Here is an 18,674-nt window from a genome sequence, read left to right on the forward strand (position 1 = left end):
AGAGAAGAGAAAGGATTGAGTTATGGGAAAGAAGTTTTTGCGAGATATAAATGTATCACTTTTGTTATTAATTATTATTCCTACGTTTTGTTCTTGTACTAACGAAATGAATATGCTAGAACGCAATAATAATGAACAAATTAACTTTGCAGTGTCTGTTCCTTCTTGGAAAAGTGATGATTCTACTGCTGGCAATCCTGCTAAAACAGAAACACGTGCACCTCCAATAGCAGATACTTTTCTTGGGACAGACAAAACATTTGGAATAATTGCGGATGTTGTAAACGGAAGTAATTATACAACCGAAATAGACCAAGAAGTAGTATCTTACAATGCAACAAATAAGATTTGGGAAACAGTAGCTAATCATTATTGGCCTGGTGCAAACAAAACGGTTAATTTCTATGCATACTATCCCGCAAGTATTACAAATGGAACTATAACTCATACGGCGGGTACAACTCCGACATTAACATACACCGTTCCTGCAGACGCAACCACTCAAGTAGATATAATGACGGCTACAGGGACTAATGTTAGTGGAAACACTAATTCTTCTACACCATTAACATTTAGTCATATATTTGCTGCTGTAAAGTTTGCAGTAGGTACAAATGGACTACCTAGTGGAATTATTAAATCAATTACGATAAGTGGAATAAAGAGTTCTGGTACATACACTTTTGGAAGTGGATGGGCTCTTGGTTCAACAATTTCATCATTTACAGTATCACCATCTACTACAATAACTGGAGCAGCCGGAGCAAATATTACATCTGATACTTTTACTATGATGATGATTCCTCAAATTTTCACAAATGCGACTATTACGCTTACATATAATACTGGGACATCATATAAACAAACAATATCTGGGAACTGGACTGCAGGAACAACATATACTTATAATTTATCAAAACCTGTAAATATTGGAGACTACTATTATAGCGATGGCACTTGGGGAACAATTGCAGAGCATTCTAGTTCTACAGCATTACCAATTGGTATAATATTTTACAATTCTACAAGTCTTCTTGATAGTGGACATGGATGGAAGCATGGTTATGCTATGGCTTTGCAAACAGCAGCGAAATCAATTCCTTGGGAAAGTTCTAATGACGGAATTGTTGACAACAAAGATGTTAATACCAATTTTCCAACCACTTTTGATAAAATGAAATTGGACATGGATGGCTATACTCATTGTCTCTCAATGAAAACTTATGGTGGCAGTAACTCTAAAATTTTATCTAATTCAAACTATCCTGCTTATTATTCTGCTCTTAATTTTGGAAATGGAACTTATGGAAGTGTTATAAATGCAGCACCAAAAACCAATAATAGTGGATGGTACCTTCCTAGTATTGGTCAATGGTATTATTTTATGCTGAATATAGGCAAAGCATCTTTCATAAATAACGGGACAAGTGGATCATCTGCTCAAGCATCAAGCACTATAGAAAATTCAATAAATACATATATTAATTTAGCAAAAACATATAATAACACATCAGAAACTGTTTACTCTATTTCTTGGAATTGGTGTAGTTCAGAATATAGTGCTTCAATAGCTTGCGATGCAGCGTTCTCTGGAGATGCTGTATATATAATAGGAAACTTATCAAAAGAATATATTGATAATATGGTTGTAAGACCAGCTATAGCTTTTTAAAGTTATGTAGAGCATATATTATCAACAATGTTTATGATCGTTTGAGGAATACTAATGATACTCATTTATAAAACTGTTATAACTTTATTTACTAATATTTTTTGTTTAAACTAACCTTTTCTCTTCTCTCGCGGAGAGAAGAGAAAGGATTGAGTTATGGTAAAAAAGTTTTTGCGAGGTATTAATGTATCACTTTTATTATTTATTATTATTATTTCTACGTTTTCTTCATGTGCAAACAAAATGAATGTTTTTGAAGGAAACAATAATGAACAAATTAACTTTTCAGTATCTGCACCTGAATGGAAGAATACAGATTCGTTGGCAACTACAAAAACTTCACGTGCAATGCCTATAGGAGGCTCTTCATTAAGTACTTCCAATACATTTAACTTAATAGCAGACCAAAATGATGGAGCAGGCAACTATTGTACTTTGATAAATAGTCAAGCTGTTAGTTATACCAATAATATATGGAAAACATCAAGTGATTATTATTGGTCAGGAATAGCAAACAAAACTATAAGCTTTTATGCATATTATCCTAGTACTATTAGCAATGTTACTCATACAGCAGGCTCTTCTCCTACTTTATCCTATACAGTTCCTGATAATGTATCTGATCAAATAGATATAATGACAGCTACAGGGACCAATGTTAGTGGAAACACAAATTCATCTACACCTTTATCCTTTAATCATATATTTGCAGCAATTCAATTTTCAGTAGGAAGTGCAGGAATTGGCAGTGGAACAATCTCCTCAATATCAATTGGTAATGTTGCCAATTCTGGAACATATACATTTGGTAGTGGTTGGTCAAATGTAACAGGTTCCAAAGCATTCACTATATCACAATCAAAGACAATTGCAGGAACTTCAGGAGAAGATATCTATTCTGGAAATTATACTCTAATGATGGTACCTCAGGATGTTAACAATATAACAATAACTGTGACTTACAGTAATGGAGGGACACTTACTAAAACTATATCAGGTAAATGGGAAGCAGGAAAAGTGTACAAATATAATTTATCTTATCAACCAAGGAACTTTGCTTATACTGGTACTGTTCAAACCTACACTGCACCAGTTACTGGCACATACAAGTTTGAAGTATGGGGGGCTGAAGGAAGTGTAAAAGGAGGATATTCTTCTGGTACAATTACTTTGAGTGCTAGTAAAACAGTATATATTTATGTAGGAGGAAAAAACAGTGATGGCTCTTATTTGAATGGTGATGGAGCTACAGATATAAGATTAAATGGATTAATCTATAATCCCTTAAGAACTACAACTATTGGAATGATGCCTGGTTGTAACGCATGTTACTATGGCCCTTACTGGCATAATTCAACAGGGAATTATCAGATAGATGCCACAGGAACAGGATTTGACAATAGCTCTTTTGAGGCATATAATTCAACACCCTCATATCCTTTCGCTATAACAAAAATAACACAGACAGCATGGCATTTTACATTCTATATTAATGTAAATGTAGACGTGTCTACGGCTGCCAATAGTGGTATTGAGTTTATTGTTGCTTGGGATAATACTAGATATAATGTAACAATCTCAGATGCTGCTATATCAAAATTATCAGATCGAGTTATTATTGGTGCAGGATATAATAGCAGTAACTCTACCAGTGGTGTTACAAATGGTTCTTCTCAAGTATATGCAAACTCAGGTAATGGAAAGGCTAAAATAACGCTGCTATCCGTTCCGTAAAAACTCATATTTTAATGATGCTTTTACATATCATCCATTGCCAAACCTCTATAAGAGATTTCATATTTCTTATATTCTCCAGTTGTTTTAAAAAATGATGCAGCCTTAGAGCGAAGTATTGAAAGATCTATATCTGATTTTTGACGCTTCACTTCTATAAAATCAACTTTCTTACTCAAATCATCAGAGGCTATTATATCAATTTCGTTTTCTCCCTTACGATCTCTCCAGTTAGCAATACGAGTATAATTTTCTGATTCAATCATCTTTCTTTTAAAATATCCTTCAAGAATCTTACCACTATATGATTCATAATCGCGCTTAACAATCTCTCTCAACTTTTTAAATGCACCTATTTCTATCATATAATTATATTTGTATATGAAACGAAACCAAAATCGAAGAAAATTATCTTCTATAGCATAGTGAACATTTTTATTTGAAGATTTTTCAAAAAGTGGCTGATTTTTTATAATCAAGTTATAATCCTTCTCTAGCTTGGTGAGATAACCACCAATTTCACTCTTTAATATTCCCTCTATATCACCCCTTGTGTTATGTCCTTGAGCGATGAGAGTAAGTATTGAAAAATAAAAGCCATAATCTTTACCAAATTCTTCTATTAGCATATTTTTACCTTCTGTAATGAATGGAGAGTCATTGTCAATTATTCGATCAATCATTTTAGAATAATTTGTAGCCCCACTATCAATTAACAGTTCTATGTATTTGGCAACTCCTCCTGTATAGAGGTAAAGTGACAGTAAATCTTCTTTAGAATAAGAAGGATGATATTCATTTAGAATCTCTTTTAATACAGATGGTGGAAATGGTTCTACCTTTAGTGTTAGTGTTTGTCTACCATATAAAGGTTCATGACTATCTTTAAACAGCTTATTCATAAGTGAGTTTACAGAACCACAAACAAGAAGGTTAATTTTAGAATCTTGCTTATTTAAATCCCAAATACGTTGCATTTCTGAAAATACAGATTTATTGACACGTATAAATTCTTGAAATTCATCAATTATAAGAGTAAATGATCTTGTTTTTGATAATTTCATTATATATTCAAATATTGATGAAAATCTATCTGTACCTCCTAATATTGGAATATTAAGTTTTTCTTCTATTTCATTAGCAAAATCAACACATAGCTCACTTTCGGCCTTACGTGACACAAAGAAATACAACACAGGCTCATCAGTATATGCTTTAAGCATTAGAGAAGTTTTACCGATACGACGACGTCCTGTAACAACTGTAAACTGAGCAACATTGTGTGACAGTTCACGTATTTCCCTAAGTTTTTTAATTTCTCTTTTTCGATCAAAGAATTTCATAAGCTGTATTATATAAGAAATGGATAGTTCCGAAATGTTCATTTCGGTACTGCAAAGATATTGTTTTATTTCATACAAACCAAATGTTTTCATTCTTTTCTCTTCTCTCGCGGAGAGAAGAGAAAGGATTGAGTTATGGGAAAGAAGTTTTTGCGAGGTATGAATGTATTGCTTTTGTTATTAATTATTATTTCTACGTTTTCTTCATGTACAAATGAAATGAATATTTTTGAAGGATATAATAATAAACAAATTAACTTTTCTATATCTGTACCTGTATGGAAAAATACAGATTCATTGGAAACGACGAAAACTTCACGTGCAGCACCAATTATGGATACTTCATTTGGTACAGATAAAAGTTTTAACTTAATTGCAGACCAAAATGACGGAGCAGGCAACTACAGTACATTGATAGACAAAGAGTCTGTATCTTTCACTAATAACATATGGCAGACAACTCCTTCTCATTATTATTGGTCAGGATTAGCAAATAAAACTGTTAACTTCTATGCATACTACCCTACTAGTATTTCTACTAGTATTACTCATACAGTAGGTTCTGCTCCCACTTTATCCTATACAGTTCCCAATGATGTTAGCAACCAAATTGATGTAATAACAGCTACAAGAACTAATGTTAGCGGAAATACGAATTTTTCTACATCATTGACTTTTAACCATATATTTGCAGCAGTAAAGTTCGCTGTAGGTACTAACGGATTGCCTAGTGGAACGATAAAATCAATAACGATAAGTGGAATAAAGAATTCTGGCACATACACCTTTGGAAGTGGATGGACACTTAGTTCTGCAACATCATCATTTACAGTATCACCATCTACCACAATAACTGGTGCTAATGGAGAGAATATCACATCTGATGCCTTTACGTTGATGATGATTCCTCAAGTTTTTAATAATGCAATAGTTTCATTAGCTTACAATAATGGTACTACTTTTTCTGCAACAATCTCTGGTGCATGGAATGCTGATGGAGTTTACACTTATAATCTTTCTAAGACTATAGTCTTTAATTATGATTACACTGGTGCATCGCAGACATTTACAGCTCCTTACACGGGGATTTATAAGTTAGAAGTATGGGGAGCGCAAAGTGGAGGGTGGGGTTCACATACAAATGCTCCAGGAGGATATGCAGGTGGCTATAAAAGACTAATCCAAGGAGACGTCTTATACATTGTAGTCGGTGGTAAAGGTTATGATGTAAATTACTATGCTGATGGAACTAGCTATAATGGTGGTGGTACAGGATCTATACCTGAAGGAAAATATGGTGGTGGAGGTGCTACTCATATTGCGACACATACCGGTCTTTTAAAAGATCTTGTAGCTTACAAATCAACAGTTTTAGTTGTTGGCGGAGGAGCCGGAAGTAATGGCGCTTGGGCAGATCAAGACATATCAAAATACTTATGTGGTGGCGGAGAGATTGGATTAGGTAGTAATACAACATATTATTTAAATGCTAATACAACTAGCACAACAAATGGAAACACTGGTGGTACTCAAACAGGAGTTGGTCCTGATGGTATAAAAGGAGGATTTGGATATGGTGGTAACGCTGCTGATTATGGTGGTGCAGGTGGTGGTGGTTGGTATGGTGGTAACGCCGCCGGAGATGGTGGTGTCGTAATCGGAACAAATGGTGGTGGTGGCTCTGGATATACAGGTGGTGTTAATAATGGTTCTTTTCAGACAGGGGCTCGTTATGGCAATGGCTATGCCAGAATAACCTTTGTTTCAGCGAATTAAAGGCTCAAGCTCATTCTTTTCTCTTCTCTCGCGGAGAGAAGAGAAAAGATTGAGTTATGGGAAAGAAGTCTTTGCGAAATATTAATGTATCACTTTTGTTATTAATAGTTATTTCTTTGTTTTATTCATGTACTGGTGAAATGAATATTTTTGAAGGAAATAATAACAAACAAATTAACTTTTCGGTGTCTGTACCTGTATGGAATAATACTGATTCATTGACAACTACGAAAACTTCACGTGCAACACCTATAGGAGGCTCTTCTTTAAGCACTTCCAATACATTTAACTTAATTGCAGATCAAAATGATGGAGCTGGTAACTACACTACATTAATAAATAGTCAAGCCGTTAGTTATACCAATAATATATGGAAAACATCAAAGGATTATTATTGGTCAGGAATAGCGAACAAAACTATAAGCTTTTATGCATATTATCCTAGTAATATAAGTAATGTTAGTCATACAGCAGGCTCTTCTCCGACTTTGTCTTATACTGTTCCTGATAAAGTATCTGATCAAATAGATATAATGACAGCTACAGGGATTAATGTTAGTGGGAATACTAATTCTTCTATATCATTGACTTTTAATCATATATTTTCAGCCGTACAGTTTAATATAGGTAGTTCTGGTATGCCTAATGGTACAATAACAGGCATTTCTTTGAATAATATATTGTATAAGGGAACCTATAACTTTAATGGAACATGGACTCAAGATGCAACAAAAAAGTCTTTCGCACAAACAGTTTCATCTTCAACATCAGCTGGTACAACTATTACATCTGGTGCAACAACTTTTATGATGATGCCTCAAACGCTAGGTAGTGATGCTAGTATAACTGTTACCTATAGTAATGGTGGCACACTTACGAAATCAATATCAGGAACATGGACTGCTGGAAACATATATACATATAACATTTCTAAGACAATACCTATCGCAGATTTTGATTATACTGGTAGTGTTCAAACTTACACCGCTCCTCTTACTGGGACTTATAAATTAGAAGTTTGGGGAGCTCAAGGTTCTTCAGGATGGGCTGGCGGTATAAGCGCAAATGGAGGTTATAGTTATGGAAATATTTATCTGATGGCTGGAACTATGTTATATATTTATACAGGAGGATCAGTAGCTTATAATGTTTTTAATGGCGGCTGTGATACATATAATGGTGGAGGAAAAGGTGCTGCACCTGGAGGTGGAGCTTCTCATATAGCTACAACAAATAGAGGGGTGTTAAGTAATTATAAGAATTATCAATCAGAAGTTGTGATTGTCGCGGGAGGTGCAGGAGGAGTTGAATGGAGTGGAACTGGTGGTTATGGCGGCGGATTGAATGGAGGTAATGGAAATTCACAACAAAGTAGTTATTCAGGAGTTTCAGCCTCGGCTTATGGGGGTAGTCAGACTTCAGGAGGTATTTCTGTAGCTCAATCTACATCTGTTTGTGCAGGTCCTAATACATTAGTTGATGGTATTTTTGGGCAAGGAGGATATGGATATCAAAATTCAGCAAATGATTATGGAGCTGGTGGTGGAGGTGGCTGGTACGGTGGAGGAGGTACCTCATATTCAGGAGCTGGTGGAGGTGGCTCTGGTCACTTAGGCTCAAATCTAATCAGTGGTACGACAGGTATGAGTAATGGTGTGCGCTCTGGCAATGGTTATGCAAGAATAACGTTTATTTCCGCAAATTAAAGACTCTCACTCGATCCTTTCTCTTCTCTCGCGGAGAGAAGAGAAAGGATTGAGTTATGATAAAAAAGTTTTTGCGAGGTATAAATGAATCATTTTTATTATTAATTATTATTATTTCTACATTTTGTTCATGTGCAAACGAAATAAATGTTTTTGAAGAAAATAATAATAAACAAATTAACTTTTCTGTATCTGTACCTCAATGGAAGAATACGGATTCATTGGCAAATACGAAAATTTCACGTGCAACACCAATTACGGATACATCATTTGGTGCAGATAAAAGTTTTAACTTAATTGCAGATCAAAATGACGGAGCTGGCAACTACAGTACATTGATAAATGGTCAAGCTGTTACTTATACCAATAATATATGGAAAACGTCAAATGATTATTATTGGTCAGGAATAGCTAACAAAACTATAAGCTTTTATGCATATTATCCTAGTACTATTAGCAATGTTAGTCATACAGCGGGCTCTGCTCCAACTTTATTATATACTGTCCCTTCTGATGCTAGCAACCAGATTGATATAATTACAGCTACAGGTAATAATGTTAGTGGCAATACCAATTCTTCTACCCCATTGACATTCAATCATATTTTTGCAGCAGTAAAGTTTGCAGTTGGTACTAACGGGCTACCTAGTGGCACTATAAAATCAATAACAATAAGTGGAATAAAAAATTCAGGAACATATACTTTTGGTACTGGATGGACTTTAGGATCATCTACATCATCATTTACTGTATCACCATCTACTACAATAACAGGTGCTAGCGGAGAAAATGTCACATCTGATGCTTTTACTTTGATGATGATTCCTCAAGCTTTCAATAATGCAACTGTTTCATTAGTTTACAATAATGGTACTACGTTTTCTATTACAATATCAGGAACGTGGAATGCAGGTGGAGTTTATACTTATAATCTGTCTAAGACCATAGTCTTTAATTATAATTACACTGGTGCGGTTCAGACCTTTACAGCTCCTTATACAGGTACATACAAGATAGAATGCTGGGGAGCTAAGGGAGGAGATGACCCTTGTAAAGGCGGAGCTTTACCTGGCAAAGGAGCCTATACCTCTGGATATATAAATCTAACATTTGGTAAACAATTATTTCTCTATTTGGGTGGTATAGGTAATAGTATTTATAAACAAATAAACTATGGTGGCTGGAATGGAGGCGGCACTAGTTCTTCAAATGCAAATATATATTTTCCTTCAGGTGGTGGTGGTTCTACAGATGTGAGACTCATAAAGCATTCTGGTAGTGACGGCTGGAGCGGAACTTCATCTCTTCTAAGTAGGATTATGGTTGCAGCAGGCGGAGGTGGATGCTTAGGCGATAATGCAACAATTGCTTATGGTGCTAATGCTGGAGGTCTCAAAGGATATGCTGCATATAATTCTGATAATAGCAATTATACCGAGTCAGAATATGATGGTACTGGTTCTAGCCAAATATCATGCGGATCGTGCCCAGCTTATGAGGACATTAATTGGTTTGGCTATATATATATCAAAGATGGGACAATGCATCCATGGGGCTACTTTGGTTATGCCAACCAATCATACGTTGATCTATATTGGGCCGGCGGTGGCGGTGGCGGCTGGTGGGGAGGAGTCTCTATATTTGGTCGTGGTGGTTGTGGCGGTTCTTCATTTATATCAGGAATGACTGGTTGTGTAGCTATGTCTGCGGATGGAACGCAAAATGCGAGTGTGAATTATATGACAATTGGTGGAACAACATATTCATTTACATCACCAGTTATGAATGACGGTGCATCCTCAATGCCTTCACCTAGCGGTGGAACAGAGACTGGGCATAATGATAAAGGCTATGCTCGTATCACATTTGTTGCTGCTAATTAAACACCTCTTCTCAACCTTTTCTCTTCTCTCGCGGAGAGAAGAGAAAGGATTGAGTTATGGGAAAGAAGTCTTTGCGAGATATTAATGTATCACTTTTGCTATTAATCATTATTTCCATGTTTTGTTCGTGTGCTGCTGATATGAATATGCTTAATGGAAATAATAATAACCAAATTAACTTTTCTGTATCTGTGCCTGTATGGAAAAATGCAGATTCATTGTCTAGTTCAAAGACTTCACGTGCAACACCAATTACGGATACATCATTTGGTGCAGATAAAAATTTTAACTTAATAGCAGACCAAAATGATGGAGCTGGCAATTACAGTACATTGATAGATAAAGAATCTGTATCTTTCACTAATAATATATGGCAGACAACTCCTTCTCATTATTATTGGTCAGGAACTGCAAATAAAACTATGAACTTTTATGCTTACTATCCTACAAGTATTTCTGGTAATATTTCTCATACAGCAGGGGCTTCACCAACTTTATCATATACAGTTCCAAATGATGCAGTCAACCAACTTGATATAATGACAGCTACAGCTAATAATATTAATGGAAATACCAATTCTTCTACCCCATTGACATTCAATCATATTTTTGCAGCTGTAAAGTTTGCAGTCGGAACTAACGGGTTACCTAGCGGCACTATTAAGTCAATATCCATAAGTGGAATTTATAATTCAGGGACCTATACGTTTGGTAGCGGATGGTCAAATGTAACAGGTTCCAATACATTTGTAATATCACCATCAACTGTTATAACAGGTACATCTGGTGCTAATATTACCTCTGATACATACACATTGATGATGATTCCTCAAATATTTACAAGTGCTACTATAACACTTACATATAATACAGGAACATCATATAAACAAATAATATCTGGAAATTGGACTGCTGGAGCAACATATACTTATAATTTGTCAAAACCTGTAAATGTTGGTGATTACTATTATAGTGATGGAACGTGGGGTACAATTGCTGAGCATACTAATTCTACAGCTAAACCTATTGCAGTCATATTTAGTAATTCAACAAGTGCGATAGATAAGGGATATGGATGGAAACATGGCTATGCTATAGCATTACAATACGCATATAAAGGTACACTTAATTGGTCTTCAAGCACTTATGCAAATACATTAGAAATGGGACAGACATATACAGACATAAGCAGCGTTGAAAGTGATTTAGAAGGATATACACATACAAAAACCATAATAACGAAGTCAACAAACCTATCAACAGATTATCCTACGTTTTATTATGCATATAACTATAATAATACGGTAGTTCCACCTACTAATAGTAGCAGATGGTTTTTAGCAAGTATTGGTCAATATCATTTGTTTTCTATAAATATTTGCAAAATACCAACATCTACATATTATTTATCATCAACTTTTATTTCTTCAGGTTGGGCTTGGGCACGTAATGACAATGGGGCATTTAACTCTTCATTCTTGGCCAGAGATAACTTTAACGCATGTTTAACAACAGCAGAAAACGCAGGAGCAAGTGTTGATAAGGTGTTGTGTGGATCATCGGACTATCCTGATTGGGTTGATTCTTGGTATAATTCAAGTTCTGAATATTCTGCAACAAATCCATATTTTCTATTATTTGGTGCAGGTGGTGATTTAATGTATGATCATAGAAGAACTAAAAATAATACAACCGATAATTTACGTGTGTGCATAAGACCTGTTATTGCCTTTTAATTAATCATTGTTAATGAAACTTTCCTCATAAAAATAAGTTTTACTAGAATAAGCACTTATTTTGCTAATAAAATACTAGTTTTCCATTCCTTTCTCTTCTCTCGCGGAGAGAAGAGAAAGGATTGAGTTATGATAAAAAAGTTTTTGCGAGGTATCAATGTATCACTTTTATTATTAATTATTATTTATACATTTTGTTCATGTGCGAACGAATTGAATGTTTTTGAAGGAAATAATAATAAACAAATTAACTTTTCTGTATCTGTACCCGAATGGAAGAATACGGATTCATTGATAACTACGAAAACTTCACGCGCAATGCCTGTAGGTGGCTCATCATTAAGCACTTCCAATACATTTAACTTAATAGCAGACCAAAATGACGGATCTGGTAACTACAGTACATTAATAAATAGTCAAGCTGTTACTTATACCAATAATATATGGAAAACATCAAAGGAATATTATTGGTCAGGAATAGCTAACAAAACTATAAGCTTCTATGCATACTATCCTAGTACTATTAGTAATGTTAGTCATACAGCAGGCTCTTCTCCTACTTTGTCCTATACAGTTCCTGATAATGTATCTGATCAAATAGATATAATGACAGCTACAAATAATAATGTTAGTGGTAATACTAATTCTTCTACTCCATTGACTTTTAATCATATATTTTCAGCCGTACAGTTTAATATAGGTAGTTCTGGTATGCCTAACGGTACTATAACAGGAATTTCTTTAAATAATATATTGTATAAGGGAACATATAACTTTAATGGAACATGGACTCAGGATGCAACAACAAAAAAGTCTTTTTCACAAACTGTATCATCTTCAACGGCAGGCAGTACAGTAATAACATCAGGCGCAACAACTTTTATGATGATGCCTCAAATATTAGGTAGTGATGCAAGTATAACCGTTACTTATAGTAATGGTGGAACGCTTACTCAATCTATAGCTGGTACATGGACAGCAGGGAACATATACGCATATAATGTTTCGAAAACAATATCTGTAGCGAATTTTGATTATACTGGTGGTGTTCAAACATATACTGTCCCTATTACTGGGACATACAAAATAGAATGTTGGGGAGGTCAAGGTGGTTCTGCGACATACAATGCAACAGTATTAGGAGGAAAAGGTGGTTATTCCTATGGCAATATAATGTTAACAAAAGATAAAAAATTATATATATCAATAGGTGGAGCAGGTGCTAATGGTACCACTATGAATACGACTCTTGGAGGATGGAATGGTGGAGCATCGCGCGTAGGAACAAATCCTGATCATATAGTTGGCGGTGGTGGTGGATGTACGTCTATTCAATCTACCTTTATGGGAGATGGTCAGTTAAAAAATTATGAAACTGTAAAAGATATTGAGGTTTTAATTGTTGCTGGAGGAGGAGGTGGTGGATTTTGGCGTACAGCTTCTGGCTATATATTTTCTGGAGTTGGGGGAAATGGAGGAGGAATAACTGGTGAAAATGGAACTAGTGGATGGACTGAGACATCACAACCTTGGGGTAGCGGAGGAACACAAACAAGTGGTGGAACCAACTCATATGACGAACCTGGATCTTTTGGAATGGGTGGTGGTGACCAAAATTTGCATGCAGGCGGTGGTGGTGGATGGTACGGTGGCGGTGCTGGATATGGTGGTGCAGGTGGTGGTTCTGGTCACTTAAATTCAAATCTAATCAGTGGAAATACAGGCATGGGTAATGGTGTGCATTCTGGCAATGGATACGCCCGAATAACCTTCATTTCTGCAAATTAAATGTTTATTCCCATTCTTTTCTCTTCTCTCGCGGAGAGAAGAGAAAGGATTGAGTTATGGGAAAGAAGTTTTTGCGAGGTATCAATGTATTGCTTTTGTTATTAATCATTATTTCTACGTTTTCTTCATGTGCAAACGAAATAAATATTTTTGGAGAAAACAATAATGAACAAATTAACTTTTCAGTATCTGCACCTGAATGGAAGAATACAGATTCATTAACAACTACGAAAACTTCACGTTCCACACCGATTACGGACAACTCATTTGGTACAGATAAAAGTTTTAACTTGATTGCAGACCAAAATGATGGAGCTGGCAATTACAGTACATTAATAGATAAAGAGTCTGTATCTTTCACTAATAACATATGGCAGACAACTCCTTCTCATTATTATTGGTCAGGATTTGTAAATAAAACGGTTAACTTTTATGCATACTACCCTAGTAATATAAGTAATGTTAGTCATACAGCAGGCTCTCCTCCTACTTTATCCTATACAGTTCCTGATAATGTATCTGATCAAATAGATATAATGACAGCTACAGGGATTAATGTTAGCGGTAATACTAATTCTTCTACTCCATTGACTTTTAACCATATATTTGCAGCAGTAAAATTTTCAGTCGGTACTAATGGCCTACCTAGTGGAACTATAAAATCTATAACAATAAGTGGAATAAAGAATTCAGGCCCATACACTTTTGGAAGTGGATGGGCTCTTGGTTCAACAACATCATCATTTACAGTATCACCATCTACTACAATAACTGGAGCAGTCGGAGCAAATATTACATCTGATACTTTTACTATGATGATGATTCCTCAAATTTTCACAAATGCGACCATTACGCTTACATATAATACTGGGACATCATATAAACAAACAATATCTGGGAACTGGACTGCAGGAACAACATATACTTATAATTTATCAAAACCTGTAAATATTGGCGACTATTATTATAATGATGGAACTTGGGGTACTATTGCTGAGCATTCAAACTCAACGGCATCACCTATCGGTATTATCTTTAGTAACTCTGCGAGCAATATTGATAAAGGGCATAATTGGGCTCATGGTTATGCTATGGCACTTCAAAATACAGGATCAAGCAGTGCAACCTATCAATGGTACACCTCAGACAGTAGCAACCCGACTGGAACATATATTAACGGACTAGATGATATCATGTCCGACAAAGACGGCTACACACATAGCTGTTATCTACAAGCATCAAACTATGCCGCAGGTATTGCAGCCAATAGTTATGTGGCAAAGGATAAAAATGGCAATAACGTTGGGCTTCCTATAGGTACTAGTGGTTGGTTTCTTCCAAGTTCTGGCCAATGGTATGATATATGTGCTAGACTCGGAGGAATGGCAACTGCCAGTGGCAAGAACTATACAAGTGGTAGTGAGCGCAACCTACGTTGGTACAGTATTGATATAAGTGGGGACACTAATAATTATTCCAGTTTGTGTGTATCGGATCTCAATATTTATTTGAACGCCTTAAGGGAAAGAGGCTATAGTGTAGATCTATTCAGTAACAACAATGAGTATTATTGGAGTTCATCTGAGTATAGTAGTTTTGGGGCATGCAGTGTTGGTTTCGTTAGTGATGGTGACGTAGGTCTGGACTATAGTTGTTACGGCAAAACGAGTTCTTTCAGGGTCCGGCCTATCGTTGCCTTCTGACCTATTTATTTAACTATTAGAACTTAAAAAATAAATTTATAGGTATTATAATAAATTGATTAAAATCTGATATGTTTGTCTTTTCTCTTCTCTCGCGGAGAGAAGAGAAAGGATTGAGTTATGATAAAAAAGTTTTTGCGAGGTATCAATGTATCACTTTTATTATTAATTATTATTTATACATTTTCTTCATGCGCAAACGAAATAAATGTTTTTGAAGAAAATAATAATAAACAAATTAACTTTTCTGTATCAGTACCCGAATGGAAAAATACGGATTCATTGGCAACTACGAAAACTTCACGCGCAATGCCTGTAGGTGGCTTATCATTAAGTACTTCCAATACATTTAACTTAATTGCAGACCAAAATGATGGAGCTGGCAATTACAATATCTTGATAGATAAAGAGCCTGTATCTTTCACTAATAATATGTGGCAGACTACGACTTCTCATTATTGGCCTGGCAAAAGCAATAACACTATCAACCTCTATGGATATTATCCAAATAGCATTAGTATTATTTCTCACACAGCTGGTTCTGCACCAACTTTATCATATACAGTTCCAAATGATGCAGTCAACCAAATTGATATAATGACTGCTACAGCTAATAATGTTAGTGGTAGTACTAATTCTTCTACTCCATTAACTTTTAATCATATATTTGCTGCTGTAAAGTTTTCTGTAGGTACGAACAGACTACCTAGTGGAACTATTAAATCAATAACAATTAGTGGAATTCATAATTCAGGAACATATATTTTTGGCAGTGGATGGACCTTAGGGCCGTCGACATCAGCATTTACAGCATCACCATCTATTACCATAACAGGAGCGGCAGGAGCAAATATTACAGCTGGTACTTTTACAATGATGATGATTCCTCAAACATTTACAAATGCGACCATTACGCTTACATATAATACTGGAACATCATATCAGCAAACTATACATGGGACCTGGACTGCTAATAATATTTACACCTACAATTTATCAAAACCTGTAAATATTGGAGACTACTATTATAGCGATGGAACTTGGGGAACTATTGCAGAACATGTGAATTCGACAGCATCACCTATTGGCGTAATATTCTGTAATTCTACAAGCAATATTGATAAAGGGCATAACTGGAATCATGGGTATGCAATGGCACTGCAAAATTCAGGATCAGCCAATGAGACTTATCCATGGTCTATATCAAACAGCGGTAATCCGACAGGAACATATATAATAGGAGCAGACAATATAATGTCCGACAAAGACGGCTACACACATAGCTGTTATCTACAGACATCAGACTATACGGCAGGTATTGCAGCTAAAATTTATATGGCAAAGGATAAGAATGGTAATACCGTCGCTGTTCCAATAGGCACAAGTGGCTGGTTTCTTCCAAGTTCAGGTCAATGGTATGATATATGTGTTAATCTTGGAGGGATGAAGGCTTATACTATGAGCACACAAAATTGGGTTAGATGGTACTGTGAAGACGATGGCTCTGGAATAAATTATGCCTCTATATGTGCATCAAATATAAATACTTACATGAATGCTATAATAGAAAAAGGATATAATGCAAACTTATTTGATATAAATAACGAATACTATTGGACTTCTTCTGAATGGGATGCTTCTTCTGCATGTCATGCACCATTTCGCACTGTTGGTGTGGCTGTTGGAAATTGGGAGAAAACAGAACTTTGTATAGTCCGTTCTGTTATAGCTTTCTAAGCTATTTATAAAATTAAAGATTACTCGTTAATACCATTGATATAAGCTTTTATTGATTTGAAATTGTAATAGGATTATTATTTCTCATACCTTTTCTCTTCTCTCGCGGAGAGAAGAGAAAGGATTGAGTTATGGGAAAGAAGTTTTTGCGAGGTATCAATGTATCACTTTTATTATTAATTATTATTTCTACGTTTTCTTCATGTACAAACGAAATGAATATTCTTGGAGAGAATAATAAACAAATTAACTTCTCGGTATCTGTACCCGAATGGAAGAATACGGATTCATTGAGAACTACGAAAACTTCACGCGCAATGCCTGTAGGTGGCTCATCATTAAGCACTTCCAATACATTTAACTTAATAGCAGACCAAAATGACGGAGCTGGTAACTACAGTACATTAATAAATAGTCAAGCTGTTACTTATACCAATAATATATGGAAAACATCAAAGGATTATTATTGGTCAGGAACTGCAAATAAAACTATGAACTTTTATGCATATTTTCCTAGTACTATTAGTAATGTAAGTCATACAGCAGGCTCTTCTCCAACTTTGTCTTATACAGTTCCTGATAATGTATCTGATCAAATAGATATAATGACAGCTACAGGCAATAATGTTAGTGGGAATACTAATTCTTCTACTTCATTGACTTTTAACCATATATTTGCTGCAATTCAATTTTCAGTAGGAAGTAATGGTATTGGCAGTGGAACAATCTCATCAATATCAATTGGAAGTGTAGCCAATTCTGGAACATATACATTTGGTGGTGGTTGGTCAAATCTTACAGGTTCCAAAACATTCACCATATCACAACCAAAGACAATTGCAGGAACATCAGGAGAAGACATCTATTCAGGTAATTATACTTTAATGATGATACCTCAGGCATTTAATAATATAACAATAACTGTCACTTACAGTAATGGAGGGACACTTACTAAAACTATATCAGGATCTTGGGAAGGAGGAAAAATATATAATTACAAAGTATCTTATATGTCAAGGACTTTTGATTATAGCGGCACTGTTCAAACCTATACTGCTCCAATTACAGGCACATACAAATTGGAAGTATGGGGCGCACAAGGTGGCGGAGGCGGATATGGTGGTTATTCATATGGCAATTTAGCTATAACACAAAATAGTCAGTTATATATATGTATAGGTAGTTCAGNAGGATATAATGGAGGAAAACCTTCTATAGCATTAGATTCATATAATTCAGGTGGTGGTGCTAGTCATATTTCAACCACAAATAGGGGTGAACTAGTAAACTATAAAAATTATCAATCTGAAATATTGATTGTAGCAGGTGGTGGTGGATCTGCAGAATGGACAGGCGCCATTGGTGGTTCTGGAGGAGGACTCGTTGGTGGCAATTCTAATTATAACGTAAACTTAAATAATAATGGGACATATCAACTTGAAGCAGCAACTGGAGGAACACAAACTGCAGGTGGAAAAACAGCAAGNACGACTATTGATGGAATAAAAGTTGATGGTAGTTTTGGCCAAGGTGGCTATGGATATTCTGGCACGGATGCTGGTGGAATTGGTGGCGGCGGATGGTATGGTGGCGGCG

10 protein-coding genes and 1 pseudogene (1 of these 11 only partly in view) are annotated in these 18,674 nt (G+C 35.5%); 10 read left to right on the plus strand and 1 reads right to left on the minus strand.

The window, feature by feature from the left end:
* The first annotated feature begins 22 nt into the window (after window positions 1-22).
* Together B045_RS0106530 and B045_RS0106535 are read left to right on the plus strand one after the other, a co-directional pair.
* Window positions 23-1,672, plus strand: coding sequence for a fimbrillin family protein (locus B045_RS0106530; protein ID WP_081618603.1), 1,650 nt, complete (start codon window positions 23-25; stop codon window positions 1,670-1,672).
* Window positions 1,673-1,828: 156 nt separating this feature from the next.
* Window positions 1,829-3,406 carry a fimbrillin family protein gene (locus tag B045_RS0106535; protein WP_238312208.1) on the plus strand — a complete coding sequence of 526 codons (1,578 nt, stop codon included), beginning with the start codon at window positions 1,829-1,831 and terminating at the stop codon, window positions 3,404-3,406.
* 23 nt (window positions 3,407-3,429) lie between these two features.
* Here B045_RS0106535 and B045_RS0106540 read toward each other — a convergent pair whose 3' ends face one another.
* Window positions 3,430-4,749, minus strand: coding sequence for an ATP-binding protein (locus B045_RS0106540; RefSeq protein WP_026234356.1), 1,320 nt, complete (start codon window positions 4,747-4,749; stop codon window positions 3,430-3,432).
* Window positions 4,750-4,884: 135 nt separating this feature from the next.
* Here B045_RS0106540 and B045_RS14870 point away from each other — a divergent pair, with 135 nt between their 5' ends.
* From B045_RS14870 to B045_RS0106580, 8 genes and pseudogenes are all read left to right on the plus strand, one after another.
* Window positions 4,885-6,525: a fimbrillin family protein gene (locus B045_RS14870; RefSeq protein ID WP_154650117.1), complete on the plus strand. Its 1,641-nt coding sequence runs from the start codon at window positions 4,885-4,887 to the stop codon at window positions 6,523-6,525.
* A 56-nt stretch (window positions 6,526-6,581) separates the two neighbouring features.
* Window positions 6,582-8,231, plus strand: coding sequence for a glycine-rich protein (locus B045_RS14875; protein WP_018463474.1), 1,650 nt, complete (start codon window positions 6,582-6,584; stop codon window positions 8,229-8,231).
* A 56-nt stretch (window positions 8,232-8,287) separates the two neighbouring features.
* Window positions 8,288-10,114, plus strand: a complete 1,827-nt coding sequence (locus B045_RS0106555) for a fimbrillin family protein (RefSeq protein ID WP_018463475.1) — start codon at window positions 8,288-8,290, stop codon at window positions 10,112-10,114.
* Window positions 10,115-10,170: 56 nt separating this feature from the next.
* The gene (locus B045_RS0106560; RefSeq protein WP_154650118.1) at window positions 10,171-11,850 is read left to right on the plus strand and encodes a fimbrillin family protein; all 1,680 of its coding nucleotides are present in this window, start codon (window positions 10,171-10,173) and stop codon (window positions 11,848-11,850) included.
* 129 nt (window positions 11,851-11,979) lie between these two features.
* The gene (locus tag B045_RS0106565; RefSeq protein ID WP_081618604.1) at window positions 11,980-13,638 is read left to right on the plus strand and encodes a fimbrillin family protein; all 1,659 of its coding nucleotides are present in this window, start codon (window positions 11,980-11,982) and stop codon (window positions 13,636-13,638) included.
* Window positions 13,639-13,694: 56 nt separating this feature from the next.
* On the plus strand, window positions 13,695-15,341 hold the full coding sequence (locus B045_RS0106570) for a fimbrillin family protein (RefSeq protein WP_018463478.1): 1,647 nt from the start codon (window positions 13,695-13,697) through the stop codon (window positions 15,339-15,341).
* 120 nt (window positions 15,342-15,461) lie between these two features.
* Window positions 15,462-17,078 carry a fimbrillin family protein gene (locus tag B045_RS0106575; protein WP_018463479.1) on the plus strand — a complete coding sequence of 539 codons (1,617 nt, stop codon included), beginning with the start codon at window positions 15,462-15,464 and terminating at the stop codon, window positions 17,076-17,078.
* Between the two features lie 131 nt (window positions 17,079-17,209).
* Window positions 17,210-18,674 (plus strand): annotated as a pseudogene (locus B045_RS0106580) (fimbrillin family protein); it runs 257 nt beyond the window's last position.

Origin of the sequence: Segatella paludivivens DSM 17968 = JCM 13650, assembly GCF_000373185.1 — a bacterium.
In the GTDB taxonomy this organism is placed as follows: Bacteria; Bacteroidota; Bacteroidia; order Bacteroidales; family Bacteroidaceae; genus Prevotella; species Prevotella paludivivens.